The sequence below is a fragment of the Rhizobium sp. GW821-FHT14E12 genome (assembly GCF_058803745.1).
This window is the reverse complement of the sequence record NZ_JBXAPH010000002.1, coordinates 493,234-519,514: the sequence shown is the minus strand read 5'-3', so window position 1 is coordinate 519,514 and position 26,281 is coordinate 493,234. Positions and strand designations below refer to the sequence as shown.

The 26,281-nt window shown below is 58.9% G+C and carries 22 protein-coding genes; 15 read left to right on the top strand and 7 right to left on the bottom strand.

Annotation, left to right across the window (positions count from 1 at the left end; genetic code table 11):
- Positions 1-7: 7 nt before the first annotated feature.
- The gene (locus AC1RO0_RS10580; protein WP_498592844.1) at positions 8-1,438 is read right to left on the bottom strand and encodes a capsular polysaccharide export protein, LipB/KpsS family; all 1,431 of its coding nucleotides are present in this window, start codon (positions 1,436-1,438) and stop codon (positions 8-10) included.
- 354 nt (positions 1,439-1,792) lie between these two features.
- Here AC1RO0_RS10580 and AC1RO0_RS10575 point away from each other — a divergent pair, with 354 nt between their 5' ends.
- The 9 genes from AC1RO0_RS10575 (at position 1,793) to AC1RO0_RS10535 (ending at position 12,229) form a co-directional block, all read left to right on the top strand.
- Positions 1,793-2,998: a KpsE/RkpR family capsule polysaccharide export protein gene (locus tag AC1RO0_RS10575; RefSeq protein ID WP_498592843.1), complete on the top strand. Its 1,206-nt coding sequence runs from the start codon at positions 1,793-1,795 to the stop codon at positions 2,996-2,998.
- Positions 2,995-3,726 (top strand): ABC transporter ATP-binding protein, encoded by a 732-nt coding sequence (locus AC1RO0_RS10570; RefSeq protein WP_498592842.1) that lies wholly within the window; start codon positions 2,995-2,997, stop codon positions 3,724-3,726. The genes AC1RO0_RS10575 and AC1RO0_RS10570 overlap by 4 nt, the downstream gene beginning before the upstream one ends.
- 659 nt (positions 3,727-4,385) lie before the next feature.
- The gene (locus AC1RO0_RS10565) at positions 4,386-5,399 is read left to right on the top strand and encodes a helix-turn-helix transcriptional regulator (RefSeq protein ID WP_498592841.1); all 1,014 of its coding nucleotides are present in this window, start codon (positions 4,386-4,388) and stop codon (positions 5,397-5,399) included.
- Between the two features lie 55 nt (positions 5,400-5,454).
- Entirely contained in the window at positions 5,455-6,627 is a 1,173-nt protein-coding gene (locus tag AC1RO0_RS10560) for a polysaccharide biosynthesis/export family protein (RefSeq protein WP_498592840.1), read from the top strand.
- 127 nt (positions 6,628-6,754) lie between these two features.
- Positions 6,755-7,618 (top strand): FkbM family methyltransferase, encoded by an 864-nt coding sequence (locus tag AC1RO0_RS10555; protein ID WP_498592839.1) that lies wholly within the window; start codon positions 6,755-6,757, stop codon positions 7,616-7,618.
- 41 nt (positions 7,619-7,659) lie between these two features.
- Positions 7,660-8,985, top strand: a complete 1,326-nt coding sequence (locus AC1RO0_RS10550; protein ID WP_498592838.1) for a glycosyltransferase family 4 protein — start codon at positions 7,660-7,662, stop codon at positions 8,983-8,985.
- Positions 8,986-9,003: 18 nt separating this feature from the next.
- Positions 9,004-10,059: a hypothetical protein gene (locus tag AC1RO0_RS10545; protein ID WP_498592837.1), complete on the top strand. Its 1,056-nt coding sequence runs from the start codon at positions 9,004-9,006 to the stop codon at positions 10,057-10,059.
- 164 nt (positions 10,060-10,223) lie between these two features.
- Positions 10,224-10,955 (top strand): response regulator, encoded by a 732-nt coding sequence (locus AC1RO0_RS10540; RefSeq protein WP_498592836.1) that lies wholly within the window; start codon positions 10,224-10,226, stop codon positions 10,953-10,955.
- Entirely contained in the window at positions 10,952-12,229 is a 1,278-nt protein-coding gene (locus AC1RO0_RS10535) for an ATP-binding protein (RefSeq protein WP_498592835.1), read from the top strand. Before AC1RO0_RS10540 ends, AC1RO0_RS10535 begins: the two co-directional genes overlap by 4 nt.
- A 402-nt stretch (positions 12,230-12,631) precedes the next feature.
- Here the strand turns inward: AC1RO0_RS10535 and AC1RO0_RS10530 are convergent, their stop codons facing one another.
- From AC1RO0_RS10530 to AC1RO0_RS10520, 3 genes are all read right to left on the bottom strand, one after another.
- Positions 12,632-14,587: a MacB family efflux pump subunit gene (locus tag AC1RO0_RS10530; RefSeq protein ID WP_498592834.1), complete on the bottom strand. Its 1,956-nt coding sequence runs from the start codon at positions 14,585-14,587 to the stop codon at positions 12,632-12,634.
- A 2-nt stretch (positions 14,588-14,589) separates the two neighbouring features.
- Complete coding sequence (locus AC1RO0_RS10525) at positions 14,590-15,912, bottom strand: efflux RND transporter periplasmic adaptor subunit (RefSeq protein WP_498592833.1); 1,323 nt, start codon at positions 15,910-15,912, stop codon at positions 14,590-14,592.
- A gap of 259 nt (positions 15,913-16,171) precedes the next feature.
- On the bottom strand, positions 16,172-16,816 hold the full coding sequence (locus AC1RO0_RS10520) for a hypothetical protein (protein ID WP_498592832.1): 645 nt from the start codon (positions 16,814-16,816) through the stop codon (positions 16,172-16,174).
- A 353-nt stretch (positions 16,817-17,169) separates the two neighbouring features.
- On the opposite strand from AC1RO0_RS10520, the gene speB reads away from it, so the two are divergent.
- Both speB and AC1RO0_RS10510 read left to right on the top strand, forming a co-directional pair.
- The gene (gene speB, locus AC1RO0_RS10515) at positions 17,170-18,219 is read left to right on the top strand and encodes an agmatinase (RefSeq protein WP_498592831.1); all 1,050 of its coding nucleotides are present in this window, start codon (positions 17,170-17,172) and stop codon (positions 18,217-18,219) included.
- A gap of 147 nt (positions 18,220-18,366) precedes the next feature.
- Positions 18,367-19,530: an aminotransferase gene (locus AC1RO0_RS10510; protein WP_498592830.1), complete on the top strand. Its 1,164-nt coding sequence runs from the start codon at positions 18,367-18,369 to the stop codon at positions 19,528-19,530.
- A gap of 6 nt (positions 19,531-19,536) precedes the next feature.
- Here AC1RO0_RS10510 and AC1RO0_RS10505 read toward each other — a convergent pair whose 3' ends face one another.
- From AC1RO0_RS10505 to hutC, 3 genes are all read right to left on the bottom strand, one after another.
- Positions 19,537-20,877 carry an LLM class flavin-dependent oxidoreductase gene (locus AC1RO0_RS10505; RefSeq protein WP_498592829.1) on the bottom strand — a complete coding sequence of 447 codons (1,341 nt, stop codon included), beginning with the start codon at positions 20,875-20,877 and terminating at the stop codon, positions 19,537-19,539.
- A 105-nt stretch (positions 20,878-20,982) separates the two neighbouring features.
- Complete coding sequence (locus AC1RO0_RS10500; protein ID WP_498592828.1) at positions 20,983-21,915, bottom strand: LysR family transcriptional regulator; 933 nt, start codon at positions 21,913-21,915, stop codon at positions 20,983-20,985.
- On the bottom strand, positions 21,912-22,655 hold the full coding sequence (gene hutC / locus AC1RO0_RS10495; RefSeq protein ID WP_498592827.1) for a histidine utilization transcriptional repressor HutC: 744 nt from the start codon (positions 22,653-22,655) through the stop codon (positions 21,912-21,914). The genes AC1RO0_RS10500 and hutC overlap by 4 nt, the downstream gene beginning before the upstream one ends.
- Positions 22,656-22,883: 228 nt before the next feature.
- Between hutC and AC1RO0_RS10490 the strand changes: the two genes are divergently transcribed.
- The 4 genes from AC1RO0_RS10490 (at position 22,884) to AC1RO0_RS10475 (ending at position 25,886) form a co-directional block, all read left to right on the top strand.
- Positions 22,884-23,711: a transporter substrate-binding domain-containing protein gene (locus tag AC1RO0_RS10490; protein WP_498592826.1), complete on the top strand. Its 828-nt coding sequence runs from the start codon at positions 22,884-22,886 to the stop codon at positions 23,709-23,711.
- An 80-nt stretch (positions 23,712-23,791) separates the two neighbouring features.
- Positions 23,792-24,433 carry an amino acid ABC transporter permease gene (locus AC1RO0_RS10485; protein ID WP_436032493.1) on the top strand — a complete coding sequence of 214 codons (642 nt, stop codon included), beginning with the start codon at positions 23,792-23,794 and terminating at the stop codon, positions 24,431-24,433.
- Positions 24,430-25,098, top strand: coding sequence for an amino acid ABC transporter permease (locus AC1RO0_RS10480; protein WP_498592825.1), 669 nt, complete (start codon positions 24,430-24,432; stop codon positions 25,096-25,098). The genes AC1RO0_RS10485 and AC1RO0_RS10480 overlap by 4 nt, the downstream gene beginning before the upstream one ends.
- The gene (locus AC1RO0_RS10475; RefSeq protein WP_498592824.1) at positions 25,095-25,886 is read left to right on the top strand and encodes an amino acid ABC transporter ATP-binding protein; all 792 of its coding nucleotides are present in this window, start codon (positions 25,095-25,097) and stop codon (positions 25,884-25,886) included. Before AC1RO0_RS10480 ends, AC1RO0_RS10475 begins: the two co-directional genes overlap by 4 nt.
- The last annotated feature ends 395 nt before the right edge of the window (positions 25,887-26,281 follow it).

The window sequence follows — 26,281 nt, the reverse complement described above, 5'->3', positions numbered from 1 at the left end:
TCCCACATTACGTTCCGCTGCGACCGCCGAAATCCGGCTGTTCCAGCAGAGTTGTGTTGTCCGGGTGCAGGAAGGCGACCGTCTTCGCGACAGTGGCGGACGGAAGTTGCGCGCGAATGCGCTGCACGACGCGTTCGGCGGTATCTTCGATATAGGCGCGGAGATAGAAGCTGCCGTTGATAAGGCTCTGACGATACATGTGGCGTACGAATTGCTGCACACGCTCCTTCTGCGGAGCGATCGGGTTTTGCCAGAAGTCGTCTATGGCCGCGGCAGACAGCGCGTCATTCTTGGGCAGGCTCGCAAGCCCTTCGGCGCCGTAGAACGTATCGCCGAGAGCGAGGAGCGGCTTCCCGTGGTTGAGTGCGAGCAGACCGGACGTGCTGTTGACGGTGATGAGGCCGAGGGAGTGACGGATGAGAAGGCCGATCGATCCGTCGTCGAGGACCTGCACACGGTCCTCGCATTTGCAGAGCATGGCCAGCTGCTTCACGAACGGCCGATAGCTCTTGTGTCCGCGATCCATGGGATGAATCTTGAAGACCAGCTGATGCGCCGGGTCCGCGCGGCGCGCGAAGGATCTGATCGTCTCGGTGATCAGCCGTTCCATCGTCCATCCACGGCCATGGCTGAGAAGCTGCTGATCGTCATGGACCTGCAGCGCTACGACGAAGTAACGGCCTTCCTGGTTCTCGATCAGATCGACCGTCAGATTGTTGTTTCTGGGGTAATAACGCAGTTTGCGATAGAAATTGCGCGTCCAGAGGATCACTTCCGACAAGATCGCCCGGTTGCGGTGATGTTCGTTGCCGAAAAAGAATGGAGATCCCAGCGCCTTCACTACGTAGTAGGCGATCCCCTCCATCGCCATCGACCGAAACAGGTTGCCGCGTATCATTTCCGCAGGCTCTAAAGGTGTTTCCACATCGCTGGCCTGGGGGGCGTCGATGCGTAGCGGCGAGCGGGCATTGTTGCCGCCCCACTCGCAGGAAATGAAATGGGGACGGGCATAGCCCTCTTCGAAGCAAAGCACGGGCACGCCCAATTGCCTCGCGACATCGATGGCCGTCCGGTGATACGGGCGGCAGTCGCCGAACAGTACGATGACCAGCGGCGCGTCTCTCTTGATGAAGGCCTTCAACCAATCCGCCCAGGCATCGGTCGTGCCGCAGAAGTTCACGGCGCCCTTGCCGTGGGAAAACAGCCAGTCGCCGCCGTTGAAATTGACCTTCAGCGTATCATAGCCCCCGGCGGTGAGAGTCCTGGCCAGGGTGTTGAAGAACGGGCCGACCGGCCCCTGCAGGAGGAGAACGACGGACTTCGAAGCGGACGCGTTGCCCGTGGGCGATCGGGAGTGATTGATCGCCCTGAAGTTCATGTGATCGCGCAGGTTTACAAAATTGCTGCCGCGGTCAGAGACTCCTCCGAACTTTCCCATTCCGAATTCCTTGAACAGCAATGAAGGATCAGCGGCTAAGTGGCTGACATTTATTGCTGCGACATTTTACCCACGCCATACGGATCACGCCGCCAAAGTATTAATTGCGACAGGAGGCCATCTATTTGAATTTATAAAGAGAAAATCTCTATTGATTGCGAAATATATTTGACTTTAAAAGGATATATGGGAACCTGTCGCGCAAATCCGTGTCTCTTTGGATGTTGTACGGCCGCGAGACATGGTGATTTGGCATGAATGAGATGGGAGGCTCTCTGACGTCTTGATGATGACTCCGGAAAACTACAGAGATGTCCCCATTATTCTCCACGAGAGAGATTTGACGGCCCTGATATGACCCGCATCGAGAACAACAGGGAGTTCGCCGATTTCGTAACGCTGGTAACCGTGCGCTCGTCCGCCACGGCTTCCGGCGGCAATGTGAGTTGGTGGAGCGCGCGCGCGCGCTGGCTCCGATCACATCTGCTGCTGCTTTTTATGCTGGTGATCCCCGGTGTGCTCGGCGCCGTCTACTACGGTTTCATCAGCGCCGAGCAGTATGTTTCCGAGACCCAGTTCGTGGTTCGTAGTCCCAACCGGAACGCGGCGGGCCTGCTCAGCGGCTTCCTGCAAAGCACGGGCTTCGTGCGGGCACAGGACGACAGTTATATTGTCAGCGAGTTCATGATGTCGCGCGCGGCCGTGGACGAACTCGCCGCAAAGAACGGTTTGAAGGATATCATGTCCCGTCCCGAGGCGGACTTCCTCAACCGGTATCCGTTGCCATGGGCCGCGGCGAATAATGAGGAGCTGTTTCAGCACTACAAGAATTTCGTCAAGGTCGATACCAATAGCAGCAGCGGCGTTACAACTCTGGAGGTATATGCCTTCCGGTCTGAGGACTCCTTCAATCTCGCCAATGCCCTGCTTCAGCATGCCGAAGAGCTCATCAACCAACTTAACGACCGGGCGAGGGGGGATGCCATCCGCTATGCGCAGGTCGAGCTGACCGACAGCGAGGGCAGGCTGCAATCCACGCAAAAGAACCTGACGGATTTCCGTAACCGCGAAACGCTCATCGATCCGACCAAGCAGTCGGCGGCAGCTCTCGACTTGATCGCACGGCTTTCGGACGATGTTGCCGACAGCAAGGCCCGACTGGCGGCGCTTGACGATCAGGCGCCCCAGAGTCCGCAAGGAGAGGCCTTGCGGGCGCGGGTGACGGCGATGGAGCGCCAGGTCAGCGACGAACGGGCACGGGTCGTCGGTAGCGACAGTTCGATGGCGCCGCGCATCGCGCAGTATGAGCAACTTCTTCTGGAAAGGGAAATGGCGGCCAAGATGTTGGCTTCAGCCACCACCTCGCTGGAAAATGCCAAGATCGATGCGCAACGTCAGCAGCTTTATCTCGAGCGCATCTCCAATCCGAATCTGCCTGATCATCCCCTCTATCCAAAGCGCATCAAGTCGTTTCTGATGTTCCTGGCGATATGCGGCGCCTTCTACGTGATCGTGCAGTTCTTTGTCTCCCAAGTTCTGGAACATGCGGCATCCGAATGAACAACATTCCCACCAGCCTCGCCGAGTTTGCCGCGCCGAAGGAGCCGCCGCAGAACGACGTTTCGGCGCTGCCGGATGGGATCGTCGGTGTGTTCGACATCGTCAAGGAATATGAGGTTCACGGTCGCATGCGGCGCGTGCTTGATGGTATCAATTTCAAGATCTCGCGCGGGGAGAAGATCGCTGTCCTCGGCCACAATGGCGCCGGTAAATCTACCCTTGTGCGTTTGATCGCCGGGATAGAGGAACCCACCTCGGGCAAGATCGTGCGCAGCATGTCCATGTCCTGGCCTATCGCGCTCAGCGGCGGCTTCGGCGGATCGATGACGGGCTACGACTGCATGCGGTTTCTGTCGCGCGTCTATGACAAGCCATTCGACGAAATCCGCGATATGGTGGAGGATTTCAGCGACCTTGGCAAATATCTGCGCATGCCGCTCAAGACCTATTCGTCCGGGATGCGTGCGCGGTTGGCCTTCGGCATGTCGCTTGCCATCGATTTTGACTGCTATCTCATCGACGAGGTGATGGCTGTCGGCGACAAACGGTTTCAGACCCGTTCTTTTGAGGAGCTTTTCGTCAAACGGAAGGACCGCTCGATGATCGTGGTCGGTCATAACTTAAATGTGATCGCCGACATCTGCACCTCGGCACTCGTTCTGAAGAATGGTCGAGGCCGTGTTTTCGACGATGTCGAGTATGCTTTCCGTATCTATTCGACACTCTGATCGAATCACCTTCAGGGATCACCGGCCTCGAACTGCCGATTCTCTCCGCAGATCGTCTCAAAATGACACAGTATCCTTGGGTGACGGCCGTTCATCCGCCTCCGGTAGAAGCATGCCATGCAGGTGGATTTAAGGGGCGCACGGTCTGTCGTGAATTTATTCAAGTAAAGTATACTAAATTAGCAAAATGGAAATTAATTCCATTTATAAGTGGTTGCTCGTGACGACCACTCTTGCAAGGAGCGAATCTATCGATGCTTTTGCCTCTTTCGGCAGGCAACTATTCTCCGCTGGATTTGACCTTGCATTTTAGCGGTTCATTCTGCAACCTAGAACCGTTATTCACAATATGAGCAAATACTTCAATGGTCGCTTTTTGTCCGACGTCGTCTTAACGAAAAGTTCACGTCCTGCGGGAGAAGCCTAACGGCGCGAATATGTATAACATTGTCATTATCTGTACTGTTCGGAAGAAATCTACTATGCTAATTTAACAGCGCTTAATGTAATTTAAGCTGAATGATTATGCCGTGTTAGGATGATTGAAGGAGTGCGCCTATGGTCTCACCCTTAAATGGAATTCGCGAAATCTGGCCTAAGTGAAAATCGAGTGCTTGCAATTGTTGGGATGCAACTTTAGATTTTGAGTAGGGTGGCAGATGACTATGTTGGGAAGAGTTGTCGAGCAATGCGTGGGCACCTTTGAGGTGTATTCTCGTGATGCGATTGTTCGCAATCTCGATGTTTTAGAGCCGAACTGGAAATGGACGGTGCCGTCGGATCCCGGCGGAGATTATTCCTTCAAGTTCAGCAAGCAGCCCCTCCAATCAGCGTCGATCATCAGCGCTGAGCATTCGGGTAGCCTGGAGGGGGTTGCCAAGCATGACATGCCTCGCGTCAGCATTGTCTTCGTCCTGGCGGGGGAGGTGGAGGCGCATGACAGGCGTACGCGCAGGTCCGTGCGTATTTCCGCTAATAATGTCGCCAGTATCAGCGACCGGATGGGGAAGCGTCTGGAAATCAAGCCGAGAAGCTCCTGGCTGATGTTCCAGGTTCCGGAAGCAGTGCTGCGTCAGCACTTCGAGGAACTGACCGGCAGACCCTATGTCCAGGAATTCGTTCTATCTTCGGTCAGTTTTCGGCAGGGTGGGGCACAGGGATTGTATCAGACGTTGAGGCAGGCTGAGAAGGATCTCATGTCGGCCCGTCCGGCGGAAAGAGTCATGCTTGCCAAAGCATATGCCGAGCTGGTGCTGGTCAAGCTTTTCGCGAAGCTGCCGCACAACCTGTCCGATGCGTTCACCCGAGGCGCGTTGGAAACGGCACCTCGCCAGCTCCTGAGAGCGGAAGCGTTCATGCGTGACAATCTGCACAATTCAATCATGCTGGAGGATCTCGCCAATGCCGCCAGCTGCAGCCCACGCGCGCTCCAGCGAATGTTCCGAACCTATCGGGGCGACACGCCGATGGGGATATTGTGCAATTACCGGCTTGCCGCCGCCCATGGCGCTATTAAAGGTGGCCATGCTGAGAGTATAACTGATCTTGCAATGAGTCTTCAGTTCTCAAACCCGGGCCGTTTTTCTGTCCTATACAAGCATGCGTATGGTTTCAGCCCCTCGTCGATCCTCCGTTTTACCCGGGAACGGAGTGACGAGGCCGGGATGGCATGATGCGCGCGCAGGTTAGGATAAGTTATCACTGTCTCTCTGCCGCTCGGGATTGGTAATGCAACTAAAAATTGGGATTTTCTGTGTTCTTGCCTGCCTTCTGACGGGTTGTGCGTTACCTGATTCTGGTCCTAAGACCTCACGGATATTGGAAGAGGCGGCCGGGCGAGCCTCGCCGCCGTTTGCCTTGGTCGACGTCAATTCGCCGTCGCTGATAAGAAATGTGGAGCGCCCGCGGCTGAGCCTTGCTGCCAGATTTGGCGAAGGACCGCGCGATCCCGGTTTGCGCATTGCTGTTGGAGACGTGGTTTCGGTCAATCTCTGGGAGGCGCCGCCCGGCAGTTTGTTCGGCACGGCTGCCAGCAGCACCGGCCAGCAACAGGCTTCCGGCAGCTCGGTCACCATTCCGCCCCAGGTGGTGAGTAGCGATCGGACTATCGGCATTCCTTATGTTGGCCGCATCAATGCTGCCGGACGCACGCCTGCGCAAGTCGAGAGCATGGTGGTAGCAGCGCTCGCGGGCAAGGCGGTGCAACCGCAGGCGCTGGTGACAGTGCAGCAGAGCACGGCCAATACCGTGACCGTCACCGGTGAAGTTGCTGGCGGTGCGCGCGTCACGCTATCGCCGGCGGGGGACCGAATACTGGATGTGATTGCCGCGGCGGGCGGATTGCGCGCTGGGGTCAGCGAGAGCGTGGTCTATTTGACGAGACGGGGAGCAACCATGGCTCTCCCCTTCGAGACGATCGTCCAGTCGCCGCGCGAGAATATACGGCTGCGCCCGGAGGACGTGGTGACTGTAGTGCGTGAACCAAGGACCTTTACGATTCTTGGCGCGACCGGCCAGAATGGCGAAGTGCCCTTCAGCTCGCAACGCGTCACCATGGCAAATGCCGTGGCGCGCGCTGGCGGGCTCCAGGACAACCGTGCCGACGTGACGGGCGTATTCCTGCTCCGCTACGAACCGCTTGATGTGGCGCGCAGGGTCGTTCCGCCGAATAATCCGCTTCTGCGCAGAGGGACCGCAGTTCCGATCGTCTACCGGTTCAATATGAGGAACGCGACGACGTTGCTGGCCATGCAGAGTTTCGAAATCCAGCCGCGCGACATCGTTTACGTGTCCAACGCGAGCTCGGTCGACGTGCAGAAGTTCATGGGCTTGTTCCAGGGCCTTACTTCACAGGCACTATCCGCCACATCCGTCGGCATATCCGCGGCAGCGGCGAATTGATGAAGATCTCGTAGTTCTAGTTTGCGTATGAAGGGTATCGAGATGCGTACACGAGCAGAAAGGGGCCATCACCATGATGTCGGGCTTACGGACTGCTCTGCGCACCGGCTGGTCACGGAGAGTTGACATGAGTACGTCACCGCTGCTTCACCTTCATGAACTTATGGCGTTTGATCGGCGCCAGGCCGAGACAGCTATCCTGCAGCGTGTGACCAGCACCTATCTCGGTGACAACACGGCTCTGGTGCGTGTCCTCGGGCGTTACAAGCTTTATGTGGACACGCGCGACAGAGGGTTCGGCTCCCACATCCTGCTCGATGGTTTTTGGGAAATCTGGCTTACGCTGTTCTGTGCCCGCAACGTCAAACACGGCATGACCGTCGTCGATGTCGGTGCGAATTTCGGATATTATTCCTTGCTTCTGGCCGAACTTGTCGGCGACGAGGGCCAGCTTATCGCCGTGGAGCCCAATCCCCATGCGGCGGACTTCCTGAACCGCAGTGTCGATCTTAATGGCCTGTCCGGGCGAACCAAAATCGAGACCGTCGCTCTCGGCAATGTCAACGGCGAATGGGCATCCCTTTATATTCCTCGAAGCGAGCCAAAGAATGCGTTGATCGTTTCCGATCACTTTGTTCCTGACGCTGAGAGCGGCGCAGTGGTGCAGGTTCCGGTCACGACGCTGGATCGGCTTTGTACCGCTTCCACGCGGATCGATTTCATCAAGATCGACGCCGAGGGGGCGGAGGAGGCTATATTCGAGGGAATGAGCGAGACGATCGCTCGCCACAAGCCGATCATTGTCGTTGAATTCAATGCCGGGCGCTATGTCGATGCAGGCGATTTCCTTGATCGATTGACCGCCGTCTACGGATCGCTCCGACGCCTCGATTTTAGCGGCGAAGCCGTGTTGGTTACGCGTGAGCAGCTTCTGACTGAGTATGGGGGCGACGATTCGCTTCTCGTCCTTTCCCGCGACAAGCCGGCCTGAGGCCGCTGTCCAAATAGGCAATGATGGTGGGAGAGGTAAGAGTGGGTCAGACGATTCTTTACGACGGTCTCAATCTTTCACTCAAGAAAGGCACGGGTGTCGCCACCTATACCCGAAGCCTGATGTCGACGGCGCAGGCCCTCGGCTATAAGACTGGCGTTGTCCATGGCATTCAGGGGAACATCCCACGCGACCCGATGTTACGGGAAGTCATCCTGTTTGATGACAGCAGCGAACGCCCGACCGGGCCGCTTTTCACTGCCCGGCGCTGGTTGCGGCGGCGCATTGCCGCGCCGTTCGGCCTGAAGCCCGTACCCATTCCGCTGAACGGCACGGTCATCCTGAAATCGCTTCAGGCACAACTTGGCGATTCTGGATTGCTCTACGCCTCGAACGACCTGTTCAATCTCGCGCGTCATCATTTCAAGCGCTATGGCAACAATCTTGCCTTGAGCTTCGAGAGCCAGCCGGATCTTCTGCATTGCACCTACCCAATGCCGATCGCCGCAAAGAGAGCGTTGAATGTCTATACGATCCACGATCTCGTGCCGTTGCGGCTGCCTTATCTGACCGAGGACGACAAGCGCTATCATTATAGGATGCTGCGGTCCCTGGCGCGTCGCGCGGACCATATCATCACGGTTTCCGAGACGTCTCGCGCCGACATCATCAAAGTGCTGGGCGTGGACGAAAAGCGCGTCAGCAATACCTACCAGGCCGTCCAAGTGCCAGATGCACTCCGCGCGAAGCCGGACGATGTGGTGGCCGACGAGATCGCCGGTATCTTCCATCTGGACTGGAAGGGATACTTCCTGTTTTTCGGCGCTTTCGAACCGAAGAAGAATATTGCGCGCCTGATCGAGGCCTATCTCGCCAGTAAGACGGAGCTGCCGCTGATCATTGTCGGCGCCCCTGGCTGGAAAGGTGATGCAACGCAAGAATTGATCGACGACGAGCGTTTTCGCTTCTTTCGGCGCGCCGATGATCGGATCATTCCGCAGCGCCAGATCCAGCGTTTCGATTTCGTCTCCTATCCTCTGCTCATCAGCCTGATCAGGGGCGCGCGAGCCGTGCTTTTCCCTTCGCTCTACGAGGGTTTTGGATTGCCGGTGCTCGAATCCATGCAGTTGGGAACCCCTGTGCTCAGTTCGACGGAGGGATCTATTCCCGAGATTGCCGGCAAGGCTGCCTTGCTCGTCGACCCGTACAATACCGATGACATGCGCAAGGCCATATCCAGCCTCGCGCAGGATGACGGACTTTGCTCGCATTACGCCGAGGTTGGCCCGAAGCAGGCTGCTCGTTTTTCCGCGGACCGATACCGTCAACGGGTTGGCGAGCTCTATGACACTCTCTTCCATGGATAGATCGGGGAGGATACTTGCATGACAATCCTCTTTGCTTTTGGCATGCCAGGCGTGATGTCATCCTGGGGCGCCGCGGCGCTTCATGCGGTGGCGCGCGAGGCATATGGCGAGTATGCGGTCATTTCGACCGATAAGGTCGAGGATCTCAGGCGGCATGTACAAAACCGGACAAAGGCACATGCCGTCCTTGTTTCACAGTTTCCCGAGGCGAAGCTGTCAGAGCTGATCCTGCGCGTGAATCTGCCCTACATGCTGTTCCTCGAAAATCCGATTGATGCCGTTTCCTATCTCGCGCGCTCCACCGAACAACGAGATCTCGGGCTCGTCAGGGCCGTCTCGGCAAGCCTTGCCTGCCTCGAACCCATCGCGCACGCTCCCACCGCGCTTATCATGCGCCGCAACGATGTTGTCGGGCGAAGCGGCATCGACATGCTGCTGAAGCAAATAGACGAGCATTTCAGCATCGATCTCACCGCCGACCAGATTGCCAACGCCCTGCTGCACCTTGGGATGACCGCGCCGGGTAAAAAATTGCTGGCAAAGCCACCGAAGTTGGAGGAGGCAGCGGCGGCGGTCATTGCCGGATATGCGCCGCCGCAGAAAGACGGATCCGAACTTAGCCAACCTCTGCATCAGGCGATCGAGAAGGTTCTCCTTCCGCTGGAGATCGGACGTGACGATATTGCCGGGCAGCCTATTTCCTGGCCGCGCGAGACGTTCTTTTCGGGCGACAGACCTAACGAGAGCATCGAGGATTCGATTGATCTCACCGGCGGTGCGCGCTGCATCATCTACGGCCCTTACTTTCATCTGCCTCCCGGTCGCTGGGACGCCAAGCTGGCCTTCAATATCGATGAGGACTGCTATGGTCAGATCTTCACCATAGAGGTCCATTCCGGGGAAACGCTCGGCAAGCTTCGCGTTTGTCCGGAAGGGACAGGTTCGTTTGAGACGACCATGCACGTCGACATCGTCGAGCCGCAAATCCCCATTGAGATCCGGTTCATGATGGACAGCGGCGCCATTGAAGGTCGCCTTTCCGGCTGGACCGTCGAATGGCAGCGCGCGGCATAGCCTATTTGCACCCGGCGCTCGCCCTGTTCCATTGCTCAACATTTCCCTCGGCGATATTTTTGTAAATCAATGTTTCCTGCAGGAATTTTTGCGCGTCTTGCCCGTGAAAAGTCTTCTTTTGAATGGGAGTTGGTATAAAACTTAGCAAAAATGGAACTGTGCCCATGACACTGACTACCGCGCCTGATGTCCTTATCGTTGACGACGACCACGAGATCCGCGCGCTCCTCAGCCGCTATCTCGAGGAGCAGGGTTTCCGCGTCTCGACGGCAAGTGATTTGCGCGGCTGTAACGACGCTCTCAACCGGCGCGCGCCAGATCTGCTGGTGCTCGATGTCATGCTGCCCGATGGATCGGGCCTTGATCTTTGCCGCGACCTCAGAAACCGCCGACCCCGCGTGCCCGTCATTCTCCTGACTGCCTTGAAGGAGGATATCGATCGGATCCTGGGGCTTGAGATCGGCGCCGACGACTATCTCGGAAAACCATTCAATCCGCGAGAACTGGCAGCGCGCATTCGGGCCGTTCTTCGCCGGGTGAACGAGGACTTAACCCCCGAGCCGGAGCAGCGACGTTATCATTTCGCCGAGATGACCCTGGACCCGCAGCTTCGCCGCGTCACCAAGGATAACGGCGAGATCATTGGGCTGACGGGTGCCGAATTCGATCTGCTCAAGGCCTTTCTCGAACGGTCCGGCCGGCTGTTGTCGCGCGACCAGTTGCTGGATCTGACACAGGGACGGGATCGCGATCCGGCGGATCGCTCGATCGACGTCCTGATGAGCCGGTTGCGCCGCAAGCTGGGTGAAACGGCTGAGGATCCGGTCTTCAGAACGATCCGGAATAGTGGCTATCAGCTCGTGGTTCCGGTGACGGCGGTCAAAGGCGATCCATGAAATCCCTGGGTGCTCGTCTGGCGCTTCTCCTGCTGACGGCCATTGTATTGGTCGTCATTACCTCCTCCTTTGTCGCAAGCCTGGTGATGCGGGGGCCGCGTCCGGACATGACGATGGAACCGGTGGCGCGCCAGCTGTCGATCCTTGCAACATTTGCGGAGAACGATCGGAACGCTGCGGTCTCTTCCGGTCTGGTAATTGCCGCCCTTCCGGCGGACGGGCCTCGCGATGAGCACCTTTCCAGAGTCCTTATGGAGGCGCTAAGTCGCATAGCGACAGCGCGATACGCAACCATAACACGTCAGATGCGCGGGGAGACGACTGCATCGATCAAGCTTTCCGATGGTAATTGGATGATGATGCCGATGCCGGAATTCGGGCCACCGCCCGACGGTTGGACGATACTGGTGGGATGGCTCGGCCTGATCATCACAGGAAGCGTGCTGGTATCCATCTTCGCCGCCTCGAAGATCATGAAGCCGCTTCGTCTGCTGGAGCGCGCCGTGGCTGAGATGGGTCCGGATGGAACGTTGCCGCACGTGCCGGAAACCGGCCCAGGAGAAATCCGGGTTACCGCGCAGGCTCTGAACGGACTATCGGCACGCGTGAAGGCAGCGACGGAAAGCCGGATGCGGCTGGTTGCGGCCGCCGGACATGATCTTAGAACCCCTATGACACGGATGCGGCTGCGCGCCGAATTCATCAAGGATGATGAAGACCGGCGCAAATGGCTCTCTGATCTGGAGGAGCTCGATACGATCGCCGATAGCGCCATTGGATTGGTTCGCGAGGAAATCTCCAGCGACGGCCTGCAATGCGTGAGACTCGATATGATTGTCGGGGATATCGTCGAGGAACTTGCCGCGATCGGCATGAATATCGAGAGCGGAGAACTGCAGCCAGCGTCGATCTCCGCAGGCGTCCTGGCACTTACCAGGGCTTTGCGCAATCTCCTTATCAACGCTGCCACGCATGGCGAATCGGCAGTCGTCACGGTCGCCCATTTTGGTGACAAGGCTATCGTCAGAATCCTCGATACCGGCCCCGGCATTCCCGAAGAGCGTTTGAACCAGGTGTTCGAACCCTTCTTCCGCATCGATATTGCGCGGCAAAGATCCTTTCCGGGGGCGGGTCTCGGAATGGCCATCGCCAAGGAGATCATCTCCAGGTTCGATGGCGAGATCGTCGTGCGCAATCGGCATCCTCGGGGCCTGGAGCAGTTGATTACCTTCAAGACTCCCAACCAGAGCATCAGCCGCAGGCCCGTATCCTGACGGATTGCTGGTTGCTGGAATTCCAACGTACTGCGGTCGGCGAGGGGACAAGAGTTGCCGCTATGGCGGGATCCCGACCATAATTTAGCGGTGCGACAAATAATATCCTTGCCAGAAGTATGAAAAACTGGCTGATTGCGACCGACAAACAACTTCGTTCGGCTTATTAAATAAAGTCCTGCAGAAGGGCAATGTCGGGACAATAAATTTCCCGAAAACTCCTTGTTTCAGCAATGTTCAGAAATGTTGTGGCCGCCGGTTCATGTAGAATTGGTGCTGGTCGTAAGCTTTGCTCGAGCAAGCTTTTGACCGCCCCCGCATACCGGCTTCGCCATGACGCCCCCCAACACGGATGGCGAAGCCGGATTACCCCTCAAGTCTCTACTGTTCGTTTCGACGACGTCAGTCTCTTGATAGCGCCGCGACCGGATCGAGCCTGGAAGCATTGCGCGCCGGCAGATAGCCGAAGGTGAGGCCGATCATGCATGAGCATGTGAAGGCAAGCACGATTGAACTTACCGAATAGACCAGCGTGAAGTTGGAGCCGAGCCGGTTGAAGGCAAAGCCGAAGCCAAGTGCTACGGCGATACCGAGCCCGCCACCCAACAGGCAGACAAGAACGGCCTCGATCAGGAACTGCTGCAAGATGTCCTGCCGCCGCGCGCCAACCGCCATGCGAACCCCGATCTCCGCGATACGCTCGGACACCGAAACCAGCATGATGTTCATGACGCCGATGCCGCCGACGAGCAGCGAAATGACCGCAATCGCGGAGACAAGCAGCGTCATCGTCCGGATCGTGCTGGTGATCGCCTGGCGGATATCGTCGGTATTGAGAATGAAGAAGTCCCTGGCATTATGACGGCGCTCCAGAAACTGCGTCACGGCCGCCTCTGCGGTCGCACTTTCGGCGTCGTCACTGACGCGCACGGTAATGCTGCGCAGCGACATGTCGCCAAGAAACCGGGCTTGCACGCTAGTATAGGGAAGATAGACCGAGAGATTGTCGCTGGAGCCAAACCCGCCTTGCTGTGAGGCAATGACACCGATGACCCGCACGGGTACTTTCCCGACAAAAACCGTCTGACCTAAGGGATCGAGACCTTTGTCTTCAAAGAGCGTCGTGGCCGTATTCTGGTCGATGACCGCATCCTGCGCCATGCGCTGAACGCTGTCGTTGTCGAACAGGCGACCAGTGACGAGCTTAGAACCCTTGACCGAGAAATAGGCGTCGCCGACGCCATTGATCAGTGCATTGGCCTCCGTCGAACCGAAACGCACGGTGCTGCTGGTCGAAACCGTCGGTGTGACGGCGGCGACGTAAGTGAGCTTGGCCAAGGCATCGGCATCGCTGACCATCAACGTCTTGATGCGTCCGGAGCGCATGTCCCCGAAGCTCTTGCCGGGAAAGATTTCCAGCGTGTTTGTCCCGAGATTATTGATGTTCGACAACACCTTGCGCTGGGATCCTTCACCAAGCGCGATAACGCAGACCACCGAGGCAATGCCGATGATGATGCCGAGCATGGTGAGGAACGTGCGCAGCCGATGGGCCTTGAGCGCAAGGACCGCCATGAGGAAGGCCTCGGTCAGGCGGCCGCCCAGCTCGCGCCAGCCGGCCTTGCCTGCAGCCGTTCTGGGAGAGGACTTGTGATCGCGCGGACCTTCCTTGGACGAGCGCCTGTCCGCAACGATATCACCATCGGAGATTTCGATAATACGATCAGCGCGGGCCGCGACCTTCATGTCATGGGTGACGATGATGACCGTATGGCCTTCGGCATGTAGTTCCGCAAGGATACGCAGTACTTCTTCGCCGCTCTCCCGATCGAGCGCACCGGTCGGCTCGTCCGCCAGAATGACCTGGCCGTTGTTCATCAGGGCGCGTGCAATGGAGACACGCTGCTGCTGGCCGCCTGAAAGCTGCCCCGGCCGATGTCCGGACCTTTCGGCCATGCCGAGGCGCTGAAGAAGAGCGGCGGCTCGCTCGCTGCGCGCATGGCCGGGCTGCCCCGCATAGATCGCCGGCACCTCGACATTGCCGAGCGCCGTCAGCTCTGAGAGCAGATGATAGCGCTGGAAGATGAAGCCGAAGTGTTCGCGGCGCAGCTGCGAAAGCGCATCGCTGTCGAGCAGATGGGTTTCGGAATCGGCGATGGCATAGGTGCCGTTGGTCGGGCGATCGAGCAGGCCGATGATGTTCATCAGCGTCGACTTGCCGGAGCCGGAGGGGCCGACAATGGCCACCATCTCGCCTTCGGCAATCGACAGATCAATGTCCTTCAGCACGGCGATGGTGCGATCGCCGGACTGATATTCACGGCGGACGCTTTTCAGTTCTATGAGAGGAGAAGACACGGTTAGAACCCCATCGGCGGCGGGCCGCCACCCATGCTGGTTTTCGCGGCAGTCGCACTTGCCTCGCCGATCACGACGCGGTCGCCTTCGGAGAGACCGGATAGAACCTCGGCGGTAACATTGTTGTTGAGCCCGATCACAACCGTCCTTGCCACCGGCTTGCCGTCGGCAGCAACGACGTGCACGCCATAGGAGCCGTCGGTCGTCTTCGCGCTGAGCGCCGAGGATGGAATGGTCAGCGCATTCTTGGCCGCACCGAGCACAATATGAACTTCGGCCGACATATAGGTGCGGAAATGGTTATCCTGGTTCGGCACGGCGAAGACGCCATTGTAATAGATCGCTGAGGACGAGGAAGACGACGTCGAACTGCTGCTGGACGAGGTGGTGGTGCTGGAAGACGTGACGCTGCTGTCACTGGTGATCGATTCAGGCGCCGGCTCGATCGATTGCAGCACGGCATCGTAGCGGGTGGCGGGGTCGCCGAGGATGGTGAAATAGACCGGCTGGCCCACCGTCACTCTGACGACGTCGGCTTCGGAAATTTCGGTGCGGACGATCATCGTGTCGAGTTCGCCGAGAATGACGATCGTCGGCGCCGACTGAGCCGCATTGACCGTCTGGCCCTGCTGGTTGACAATGGCAAGCACGGTGCCGTCCATCGGCGCGGTGATCCGGGTATAGGAGAGATTGGCCCGAGCCGTCTCGACTGCAACTTCCGCCGCAATGATCTGCGCGTCGAGGGCCGCGATCTGGGCGGTGATCTTTTTGACGTTGGCTGCCGCCGTATCGAGGTCGGCCTTGGAGCCGGCCTGGCTGCGGAAGATGGTCTGCTGCCGCGTCAGCGTCAGTTGCGCATTTTCGAGATCAGCTTCGCTTTCCTGGCGCTGTGCCTTGACGTTGGCAAGCGAGGCCTCTGCGGTTTTCAGATCGTTGCTTTGCGTCGTGGAGTCGATCTGGGCAATCAACGTGTCCTTCTGGACCTTGTCGCCAAGCTTGACATTCAGCGCGGTGATCCGCCCGGAGACCTGCGCGCCGACGGCGACGAGCTTGTTCGGCTTGAACGTACCCGACGCGAGCACGGCTTCCTCAACATCACCGCGGACAACCGCGCCCGTGATGGCGGATGAAGTCTGCTCGGGGAAGATCGCATCACGAAACAGGAATGCGCCGGCGCAGACGAGCAAGGCCGTTGCAACCAGAGCTAGGCCAGGGCGTCGAAACCGCTTGTATCGCGACGGGCTCGTTGGCGTGGCACGCAGCACGGTTTCGCGCACTTGCTCCGGTTCGGTTCGTATGGGTATCCGGTTTGGGGAATTCAGCATGTCATCATCTGCTTGCGGTCAAGGTGGGAGTTGTCGATCCGGCTGATCCATTCTCCGCGAATAAGTTATCTATCTCCGGTGAGAGATAGCCCTGCACGAATTGGTCCGAGGACGCCGGGCGGGGCGTCCTCGGACCTGTCGACCCTTTGCGGAGGGCCGCTCCTTCCATCCGATGAGGATCGGATAACCGCGTCCGGTTGGGGGGACCCTTGGCGGATGGAGGGGGAGGTGGAATGGCTTGATCGAGATCTGTTTCGTCCTAGTGGAAACCGTGTGGGCCAGGTTCCAGCGACCGTTCAGCATCTTCGAGCTTGGCGAATTGGTCGGGGGTCAGAACGTTGTGAAGTGCCGTCGCCTTGTCCTTCAGCACACGCGCCTTGGCGGCGCGATCCAGCGCGCGATCGGCAGCCTGTTCGCCGAACAGTTCGTTCGGTTTCCCGGCGCCACTGTCGGCATTTGCCGGCTTTGTGCCGTCGACCGGCGGCGGCCCCATCGGCTCATGTCTCGGCGAAGCGAAGAAATCCGTCAGAGCGCTGGTGTAATCCCTCCAGGCATCGAGCTGGGCGGAATGGATGCCGATCAGTGTCTCCAGTGCCGACAGCTTGGATGCAAGCTCCAGCGCGGGGTCTGGCCGATGGAAATCACCGGGCATTCCATGCGGCGGCGGGAAGGGCATGCCTTTCCCGAATGCCATCATGTGCTCATCCATCTCGGGGCCACCGCAAGGGCCGGGGCATGGCGGTCCTTGCGGCGCCATGGCTTCCGGCATGGGATGCGTCATCTCGGCGCCGGGGAGGGCCTGGTCGGTGGGCGTGATTGCGGGTTCTGCGGCAAGAACAGTGGTGCTCATGCCGCCAATGGCGGTCATCAATACAGTCGCGACGATACGCAGTTGCCTCATCATCAGTGCCTTTAGTCTGGTTCAATTCACTGAAGCTAATCTAGTGAGGCTAGATGAATGCAATGCGTCTCTATATTTCTGAATGTTTCTACGGACGGGGACTATTGCGAACAAAGTTTGCAGGGAGCCTTCCTGCCACAATTGATTACAAATTTTTTCTGGAGTTCACTCGCGCTACTCAAGCCTCCGCCACCGTGATCATCGGGAATCCTCAAATGATTCCCGGCGAAAAAATGTTGCTGGAGGCGGCAGGAGCGCGAAACAGGCTTGAACATCACTGCCGATGCGGACGAAGATCGGCTGAAAAGCCCACTGGCGGTAGACAAAGATAACGATCATCAAATCGGGGTACAGAGATGACATTCGATGAGGAAAAGCTGAGTGCGCTGCGCGAGAAATATGGCGACAACCATGGCGGCGAACTGTTCGACGCCAAGTTCCGCAAGGTCGCAGACAAGATTTTCTCGAAAAGCGGAACCCGGCTGGCACCCTATGCGGGCGTGCCGACCTTCCTTTCGGCGCCTTACATGCCGGTCGATGCTGAAAGCCCGGACTTCGGTAACCTGCAGGTGGCGATCCTCGGCGTACCGATGGACCTCGGCGTCACCAACCGGCCCGGCTCCCGCTTCGGGCCGCGTGCGCTGCGCACGATCGAGCGTATCGGTCCCTATAATCATGTCCTAGGCTGCGCGCCCGTTTTCGATCTCCGTGTCGCCGATATCGGCGATGTTCCGTTCCAGAGCCGCTATCGCCTCGAACTTAGCCATGACGATATCGAAAAGCGCGCCAACCAGATCGTCGATGCCGGTGTGGTTCCGCTTTCGGTCGGCGGAGATCATTCCATCACCCATCCGATCATGAAGGCCGTCGGCAAGAAGACGCCGGTCGGCATGATCCATATCGATGCCCATTGCGATACCGGCGGATCGTTCGACCAGACGAAATTCCATCATGGTGGCCCCTTCAGAAACGCGGTTCTCGACGGCGTGCTGGACCCGACGCGAACGATCCAGATCGGTATCCGAGGCTCGGCGGAATATCTCTGGGAGTTTTCCTACGAGTCCGGCATGACGGTCATCCATGCGGAAGAGGTGACCGGCCTCGGCATCCCGGCGATCATCGAGAAGGCGAAGCAGATCGTCGGCGATGGGCCGACCTATCTCTCCTTCGACGTCGACAGCCTCGATCCGAGCTTTGCGCCTGGCACGGGAACGCCTGAGATCGGTGGGCTTACGACCCGTGAAGTGCTTGAGCTCATTCGCGGCCTGAAGGGCATCAATCTTGTCGGCGGAGACGTGGTCGAGGTAGCCCCGCAATATGATGCGACGACCAACACGGCTCACGCGGGCGCGCAAGTGCTGTTCGAGATTCTGAGCCTAATGGTCTTCAGCCCTTCGGTGAAATAGGACGCAGGCCCATAGTTTCATGTCGAGCAGAGTGACGACAGGGCAGCGGAGGAGATTCCGCTGCCCATTCTGCTCGCACCTTCCGACAAAGCGGTTGAGAAGGCGATCGATATCGGTGTAGCAATCGGTTTCAAAAGGATAATCGATATGCCCGCCGCAGAACCCAATTCGCTCATCGCCCGCCTCTCCCCACCACCGATTCCTTCCGTCGTTGCCTGGAGCCGTGAATATTCCGGTGGCAGGGGACCGTTGATCGATCTGTCGCAGGCCGTGCCCGGATATCCCGCCCATCCCGAGATGCTGCGGCTTCTTGGCGAAACAGCTTCCTCGCAGGCGATGACGGGATACGGGCCGATCGAGGGAGAGACTGTGCTGCGGGACGTCTACGCCCGGCACGTCAGCGAGGTTTATCGCGCGCCGATCCAGGCGGAAAATGTCCACATCACCTCCGGCTGCAATCAGGCGTTCATGTCCGTGGCGATCGCGCTTGCCGGGGCGGGCGATACCGTGGCGCTGACGAACCCCTTCTATTTCAATCACGAAACGACCCTGGCGATGCTCGGCATCAAGCGCGCGCTGGTGCAGTGTGATGCGACGAACGGCTTTCTCCCGGATATCGCCTCCGCCGAGCAGGCACTTGCCGCCGGTGCGTGCGTTCTGGCGGTGGTCACACCCAACAATCCGACCGGGGCCGTCTATCCTCCGGCGCTGCTGCGCGAGCTTTTCCTGCTCTGCCGGAAATATGGCGCATGGCTGATCATCGACGAAACCTATCGCGACTTCCTTGCCGAGGGCTACGGACCGCCGCATGCGCTTCTGTCAGAGCCGGGCTGGGAAGACACGCTTGTCCTGCTCTACAGCTTCTCCAAGTCCTTCTGCATTCCGGGCCATAGGCTCGGAGCGGTAACGGCCGGGCCGAAGTTTCTCGCCGAGATCACCAAGGTCATGGACAACATGCAGATCTGCGCGCCACGTTCCGCGCAGCATGCCGTGGCTGCGGCGCTGCCGATCCTCGCCGACTGGCGGGCCGGTAACCGGCTGGAGATTGCGCGCCGCGCGGAGGCGCTGAAGAGCACCATGTCGGAATTGCCCGGCTGGGATATCGCGGCAATCGGCGCCTACTTTGCCTTCATCCGCCATCCCTTCGCCGAGCAGTCGTCAACGACGGTCGCCGAAAGGCTGGCAAAACAGGCGGGCATCATCTCGATCCCCGGAAGCTATTTCGGCGAAGGGCAGGAGCGTTACCTGCGCCTCGCCTTCGCCAATGCCGATGTTGCCTCGATCGGTCTGCTGGGTGAACGCCTGCGGTGATGCAGGCTATGCCTTCGCAAACCGGTTGACAGGCATCGAGAGCCCGAGATTTTCGCGAAGGGTCGAGCCCTCGTATTCTTCGCGGAAAAGCCCACGACGGCGCAGTTCCGGCAGGACGAGCGTGACGAAATCGTCAAGGCTCGCCGGCAAGGTCGGGAACATCAGGATGAAGCCGTCGGCGGCGCGCGTCTCGAACCATTCTTCCATGAAGTCGGCGATCTGCGTCGGCGTGCCGGTAATGCCGTTACCGGTGTGCTTTTCCGCATAGTGGCGGATGAGCTCACCGACCGTGTGGCCGCTCTTGACGAAATCAACCAGCTCATCGAAGAGCGCCCGGGAGCCTTTGGGCGCGGCGGGCAGTCGATCCATTGGAAAGGGCTGGTCCAGCGGTACGCCGCGTAGATCCGCCTCGAGGAATTCGGACAGCATCAACCGACCGACATCGGGATGCATCTTGTCGATCAGATATTTGACCTTCGCTTGCGCCTCGGCCTCGGTCTCGCCGACATTGATGACGACGCCTGGCATGATCTTCAGATCGTCCGGATTGCGCCCATAGGCCGGCATGCGTTTCTTCACATTGTCGTAGAAGGCTCGATTACGATCGATGTTGGAGGCAAGACTGAAGACGATTTCGGCGGTGCGAGCCGCCATGTCCATGCCGGGCTCCGATCCGCCAGCCTGCGCGATGATCGGACGGCCCTGCGGCGAACGGGCAATGTTGAGCGGGCCGCGCACCTGGAAATGCTTGCCCTTGTGGTTCAGCGTGTGATGCTTCGTCTTGTCGTAATAGATGCCGCTTTCCCGGTCGAGAAGCAGGGCGTCCTCTTCGAAACTGTCCCAGAGCCCGAAGACGACATCGACGAACTCATTGCCACGCTCATAGCGCAGGGCATGCGGGTCCAGTCCCTCGCGGTTAAAGTTGTAGCCGGTCTCGTCATGATCGGAGGTCACGACGTTCCAGCAGGAGCGGCCGCCGCTCAGGTGATCGATCGAGGCGAAGAGGCGGGCAACGTTGTAGGGCTCGTAGTAGCTCGTCGAAACGGTTGCGACGAGGCCGAGATTCTCGGTGGTGACCGACAGGGCCGATAGCAGCGAAAGCGGCTCGAAGCGGTTCATCTTGGTCGGAATACGCGCAAGGGCATCGGGATCGCCGACGGCGGCGGCCGGCGAATCCGCCATGAACATGAAATCGAATTTTGCTGCCTCCGAGCGCTCCGCAACATCAAGAAGATGGCGGAAGTCATTGGCGCCGTTGACATCGCTTTCCGGATGAAGCCAGGACGCCGGGTGGAAACCGAACGTATAGACAAAAGTGCCCAGCTTCATCTTGTCGGTGCGTGCCATGAAATGCTTCCAATCTCGATCGTTGATGTCTGCGCAAATTATCGCCACGCACGTTTTTTCATCAATATCGCTGAAGCTATCTTCCGTTTTAGTTTTTCTAAAACGTCATGACGGGGCGGATATCCGCGCCTGCTGGCGGGAAATGGCAACGACCCAGTCGCGAAACGCTGCACCATAGGGTTTCTGAAGGGCTGATCTGTCCCAAGCAAGGAAATAGCTTTCGCGTAGCGGGATCCTGATATCGACGGGAATGACGAGCGTCTGTGCCTCCAGCTCATCGGTGATCATCGACATCTGCGCGAGAACGACACCCCGCTTGTTGACGGCGGCGTCGATTGCGCTGCTCGACAGAGTGAAAGACAGTCCGGATGCCGTTTCCTTGAGCGATACGCCCACTTTCGCGGCGAATTCGGTCCAACTGGGGTAGGGCGTAAAATGCCGCTCCCACTCAACGTGTAGCAACGGATGCGAGAGAAGCTCGGAAACCGAGGGCTCCTGACCCTGTATCAGTGCCGGGGAGCAGGCGGGGACAACCCAGTCGCGGAACAGTTCGGCATAATGTTCGTGCTGGAGCACGTCCGATCCGTAGCTGATGCGGAAGTCGATCTCGTCGAAGCCCATGCGGGGCTCCTTGTCGCGACCGATGATCCTGACATGCGCGTCCGGATGGAGAACCTGCCAATCGAAGATGCGCCGGCCGATCCATTTGTTGACAACGGAAGACAGCGCGCTGAGCACCAGCGCATTCTCGTTGCGTGCCCGCTCCAGCTTCTGTTCGGCGATGGCGAACTGTTCGAAGCCCTTCGATATCTCCTGATGGTAGAGCCTGCCCCATAGGGTGAGCTCGGCGGTGCGGCCGTTGCGCTCCAAAAGCGTAACGCCGAGAAAGCTTTCGATCTTGCGGACCTGCTGGCTGATTGCGCCGGGGGAGACCTTCAATTCCAAGGCCGCGGCCGTAACGCTGCCGCAGCGTCCCACAGCTTCGAAGGCCTGAAGTCCCTTGAGCGGAATGGTTTTGAAGGGGCGTTTGTCGGTCACGTCGCGCTTCTCCGGGCGAGATGCTCAGGCATTTCTTTATTTGCCGGCTGAAAATCGCCGGCAAATTGAAAGCGGTCGCCGGGATGCGTGATCTCGACATAGGTGACGGTGCCGCCATTCTGCCATGTCTGGCGGATGAGCGTCAGGCAGGCTTCGCCGCGTTCGGTCTCAAGCAATCGTGCCGTCGCAGCATCGGCTGAAACCGCGCGAATGATATGCCTGGCCTTCGACCAGGGAACCTGCTCCAGCAGCCACTTGGCCGGCGGCACGGAGGCAAAGGTCTCGTCTCTGGCGAGCGGCACCGCATCGAGCATGATGATCCGTCGTTCGATAGCGTTCGGCTTGCCGTCGACGAGGTGCAAGCATTGAAGCCGCAGGATCTCCGCGCCCGCAGGCTCACGCAACAGCACGGCGTCGGACGCATCCAGCCTTTCGACCCTGCGCATCAGCATGCGATAGTCGTGTTCATACCCGGCAAGCTCCGCTTCGGTGCTGATGTCCTGGATATCCATCACCGTGCGGTCGATCTGCTGCGTGGCGACGAAGGAGCCGGCCTTGCGCCGGCGCACGATCATGCCGCGCTCCGCCAGCGCCGACAGCGCTTTATTGACCGTCATCCGCGAGCATCGATAGTGCGCGGCCAGTTCGTGTTCGATCGGGATGCGCTGGCCGGGCTGCCAGTCGCCGCTCATGATCCTCGTCTCGATATCTCGGAAGATTCTCTGATGAATTGCGACCAACGTCTACCTCGATCCAGCGACAGCGCTCAAATCTGGAAGCCTGCATCTGTCGCTTCCAATTTGGCCGTCCGGCACAATTTTTGCGTTCCCTGAGTTTTACATTGACAGTGTAGGCCTGCCTATATCTATTTGTATAGACAAAAGCGGGCCATAGAAGCCCGCTCAGTGGGAATACGCTGAGGAACGTGAACTCTTCCGCTGGAAGGGCAAAAAACTGGAGAGAAGACCATGAAGAAAAATTCATTGCTCAAGGGGCTGGTCGGCGCCGCGTTCCTGTTTGGAGCGACGCTTTCCGCGCATGCGGCCGACACGCTCGCAGCCGTCAAGGCGGCCGGCACCCTGAAGGTGGGGACCGAAACGGCTTTCGCGCCGTTCGACTTTATCGATGCCGGCGAACATGCTGGTTTGAACGTCGACCTCTTCACCGAGATCGGCAAGGAACTCGGCGTGAAGATCGAGTGGGTGGCGCTTCCCTGGGACGGCGTTTTCCCCGCTCTCGAGGCCGGCAAATTTGACATCGTCGCAGGCCCGGCGACGATCACCAAGAAGCGCATGGAGCGCTACCGCTTCACGCCGCCGATCGCCGAAGCCACCATCGCCATCCTCAAGAAGGCTGGCGACACGACGATCAACAAGCCGGAAGATATTGCCGGCAAGAAGATCGGTGTCGGCAAGGCAACCTCGCAGCTCGACCAGCTCAAGGAATTCTCCGACACGCTGCCGACCAAGGCGGAGATTCGCGAATATCCGGCCTTCACGGAATCCTACGCCGATCTCGCAGCCGGCCGCATTGCCGGCGTTGCCAACTCGCTGCCGAACATCGCTTTCGTTGCCAAGCAGCGCGAAGGCACGTTCGAAGTCGTGCTGCCGCCCTTCGGCAAGAAGTCCTATTTCGGCTTCATCGGCCTGAAGGATGCCGACCACGCGCCGTTGATGGATGCGGTCGACGCCGCTCTCCTGAAGATCAAGTCCGATGGACGCATGGCTACGCTGCAGAAGAAGTGGTTCGGTGCGAGCTTCGACACGCCGGATTCGATCAAAGACCCGGCATTCTGATAGGCCCGTCAGCAATCGATCATGCCTCGGGGTTTGCCGAGGCATGATCCATGACCGTCAAGTGGACGACATCCGAACATATGTCCTTCAAACTCTTTGAATTGCTGCTGCAGGCGTCGATCTACACGGTGACGATCAGCGTCGTGTCGATCCTGATCGGCTTTGCGATCGCGATCCTGCTGTCGGGAATGCTTCTGTCGCAGCGGCGGCACCTCATGCTGCCTGCCCAGATTTTCATCAGCTTTTTCCGTGGCGTGCCGCTGCTGGTGCAACTGCTGCTGATCTACAATCTGCTGCCGGTCATCGGCATCAATGTGCCGAGCATCGTGGCGGCCATTATCGGCCTGTCGCTTTGCACGGCGGCCTATCAGGCGGAGAACCTGCGCGGCGGCTTTGCCAGCGTTCCCACCGGCCTGGTCGAATCCGCTGAAATGGTCGGCCTCTCGCCGAGCCAGATCTTCCGTCGCATCAAGGTTCCGATCGCCCTGCGTCTGACCTTTCCGGCTCTCGTCAATGAAGCAATCCTCATTCTCAAGGCGTCGTCGCTGGTCTCCGTTGTTGGCATCGTCGAATTGACGCGCATGGCGCAGGACCTTGCCGGCAGCACCTTCCTGCCGCTGCAGCTTTTCGCGTCTGCCGGTCTCATCTATCTGGCGATCAACTGGATCGTCGCGCTGGCCGGCGGCCTGATCGAGCGCCGCCTTCCGGGAGTGCCGCGATGAGCTTCGACATCAATGTCCTTCTCGATCAATGGCCGGCGATCGTCAGTGGCGCCGGCGTCACGATCATGATCTGGATTGTCGGTACGATCGCCGCCGCCATCATCGGCTTTCTGGTGGCTGTGGGACGGCAATATGGCGGGCTGTTGCTCGACAAGGTGCTCGGCTTCGTCGTCGCGATCCTGCGTGGCACGCCCTTCTTGATCCAGATCTTCCTCGTCTATTATGGCGGCCCCTTCGTCGGCCTGTCGCTCGATCCGCTGCCGGCCGGGCTGATTGGTATTTCGATCTATGGCGCCGCCTATTTCAGCGAAATCTTCCGCTCCGGTTTTCAGGCCGTGCCCAGGGGGCATATCGAGGCCGGCGAATGTGTCGGCCTAACGCAGGGCCAGATTGTCCGGCGTATCCTGCTGCCCGAAATGACCATGCTGGTGCTGCCACCATCGCTCAATATGGCGATCATCCTGATGAAGGAAACGGCGGTACTGTCGATCATCACCGTGCCGGAATTGACGGCGACGCTGAGCGCCATCGGATCGCAACAATATGCTTTCGTCGAGGCGCTCTCCATGCTCGCTCTCTTCTATTGGGCGCTCGTCGAACTCACCGGTTGGCTTGGCAATCTCGCCGAAACGAAACTCTCCAGATTCAGGTTTTTCAACGCATGAGCGTCCCCGCAATCGCAGTCAAGAATCTCGTCAAGAAGTTCGGGGACAGCACCGTCCTGCACGGCATCGATGTCGAGATCGCGCAAGGCCAGGTCTCGTGCCTGATTGGCCCGTCCGGTTCCGGCAAAAGCACGCTTCTGCGCTGCATGGCCTTTCTCGAGGAGGCGACGCGCGGCACGATTACGATCAATGGCGAGGTGCTTGGGTTCACCGAAAACGCTCAAGGCGTGCGCGAGCGTATTTCGGCCGCCACCAATCGGTCGATCCGCGCCCAGATCGGCATGGTCTTCCAGCAGTTCAATCTCTGGCCGCATATGACGGCGCTCGGCAATGTCAGCGAGGCGCTGAAGACGGTGCACAAGATGAGCCGCAAGGCTGCCGAGGACGTGGCGATGGCGCAGCTCGTCAAGGTTGGGCTGGAAGCGCGGGCGGGGCACTATCCCTCGCAGCTTTCCGGCGGACAGCAGCAGCGCGTCGCGATTGCGCGTGCGCTGGCGCTGAAACCGAAGATCATGCTATTCGACGAGCCGACCTCTTCGCTCGATCCGGAGCTGACAGGCGAAGTGCTGAACGTCATGCGCGATCTGGCGGCCGAGGGCATGACCATGGTGGTCGTCTCCCACGAAATCGGCTTTGCCGCGACCGTCGGCCAGCAGATCATATTTCTCGATCACGGCAAGGTGCTGTTTACCGGCGAACCGAAAGAGGTTTTCAAAAAGCCGAGAAACCCGCGTCTTGAACAGTTCCTGGACACCTATCTCGATCGCGGCGCGTCGATGCTTCTTTAGGCACGCGGCTCGCCGAGCATGCGGGCTTTCAGCTATGGAAATACGCCTCCATGGCGGTCTTCTTCGGTCGACGATGACTGAGGCCGTAGCGAATGCCTTCTGGGCAAGGATGCGCCGCTGCTGCGCAACGCGGAAGGACATTGCTCCAACGCGATGGCGAGAAGCGTCACAGCCTCCGCCAGCGCCTTCTCCGCCTCAGTAAACGGGAGCGCCAAGCCTTCCTCCCTTGCCTGGCTATATATTTCGGCTGAGGCGAGGACCTGCTCGGCACGGTAAATGCATTCGGGTGTCGGTTCGACAAGCTTCAAGGCGAGCCGGAGATTGAAGGCAACCTGAAGGGCAAAAGCCGAGGCTGAGAAATCCGCTATGGCACCAGGCGGTTGCGCGTGATCGAG

Excerpts from the sequence above, each read along its gene's own strand:
- AC1RO0_RS10575 (WP_498592843.1), top strand. The coding sequence starts at position 1,793 with ATGACCCGCATCGAGAACAACAGGGAGTTCGCCGATTTCGTAACGCTG.
- AC1RO0_RS10475 (WP_498592824.1), top strand. The coding sequence starts at position 25,095 with ATGAGCGTCCCCGCAATCGCAGTCAAGAATCTCGTCAAGAAGTTCGGG.
- AC1RO0_RS10540 (WP_498592836.1), top strand. The coding sequence starts at position 10,224 with ATGACACTGACTACCGCGCCTGATGTCCTTATCGTTGACGACGACCAC.
- AC1RO0_RS10525 (WP_498592833.1), bottom strand. The coding sequence starts at position 15,912 with ATGCTGAATTCCCCAAACCGGATACCCATACGAACCGAACCGGAGCAA.
- AC1RO0_RS10580 (WP_498592844.1), bottom strand. The coding sequence starts at position 1,438 with ATGGGAAAGTTCGGAGGAGTCTCTGACCGCGGCAGCAATTTTGTAAAC.
- AC1RO0_RS10545 (WP_498592837.1), top strand. The coding sequence starts at position 9,004 with ATGACAATCCTCTTTGCTTTTGGCATGCCAGGCGTGATGTCATCCTGG.
- AC1RO0_RS10510 (WP_498592830.1), top strand. The coding sequence starts at position 18,367 with ATGCCCGCCGCAGAACCCAATTCGCTCATCGCCCGCCTCTCCCCACCA.
- AC1RO0_RS10535 (WP_498592835.1), top strand. The coding sequence starts at position 10,952 with ATGAAATCCCTGGGTGCTCGTCTGGCGCTTCTCCTGCTGACGGCCATT.
- AC1RO0_RS10565 (WP_498592841.1), top strand. The coding sequence starts at position 4,386 with ATGACTATGTTGGGAAGAGTTGTCGAGCAATGCGTGGGCACCTTTGAG.
- speB (WP_498592831.1), top strand. The coding sequence starts at position 17,170 with ATGACATTCGATGAGGAAAAGCTGAGTGCGCTGCGCGAGAAATATGGC.
- AC1RO0_RS10560 (WP_498592840.1), top strand. The coding sequence starts at position 5,455 with ATGCAACTAAAAATTGGGATTTTCTGTGTTCTTGCCTGCCTTCTGACG.
- AC1RO0_RS10490 (WP_498592826.1), top strand. The coding sequence starts at position 22,884 with ATGAAGAAAAATTCATTGCTCAAGGGGCTGGTCGGCGCCGCGTTCCTG.
- AC1RO0_RS10570 (WP_498592842.1), top strand. The coding sequence starts at position 2,995 with ATGAACAACATTCCCACCAGCCTCGCCGAGTTTGCCGCGCCGAAGGAG.
- AC1RO0_RS10485 (WP_436032493.1), top strand. The coding sequence starts at position 23,792 with ATGTCCTTCAAACTCTTTGAATTGCTGCTGCAGGCGTCGATCTACACG.
- AC1RO0_RS10505 (WP_498592829.1), bottom strand. The coding sequence starts at position 20,877 with ATGGCACGCACCGACAAGATGAAGCTGGGCACTTTTGTCTATACGTTC.
- AC1RO0_RS10480 (WP_498592825.1), top strand. The coding sequence starts at position 24,430 with ATGAGCTTCGACATCAATGTCCTTCTCGATCAATGGCCGGCGATCGTC.
- AC1RO0_RS10520 (WP_498592832.1), bottom strand. The coding sequence starts at position 16,816 with ATGATGAGGCAACTGCGTATCGTCGCGACTGTATTGATGACCGCCATT.
- AC1RO0_RS10555 (WP_498592839.1), top strand. The coding sequence starts at position 6,755 with ATGAGTACGTCACCGCTGCTTCACCTTCATGAACTTATGGCGTTTGAT.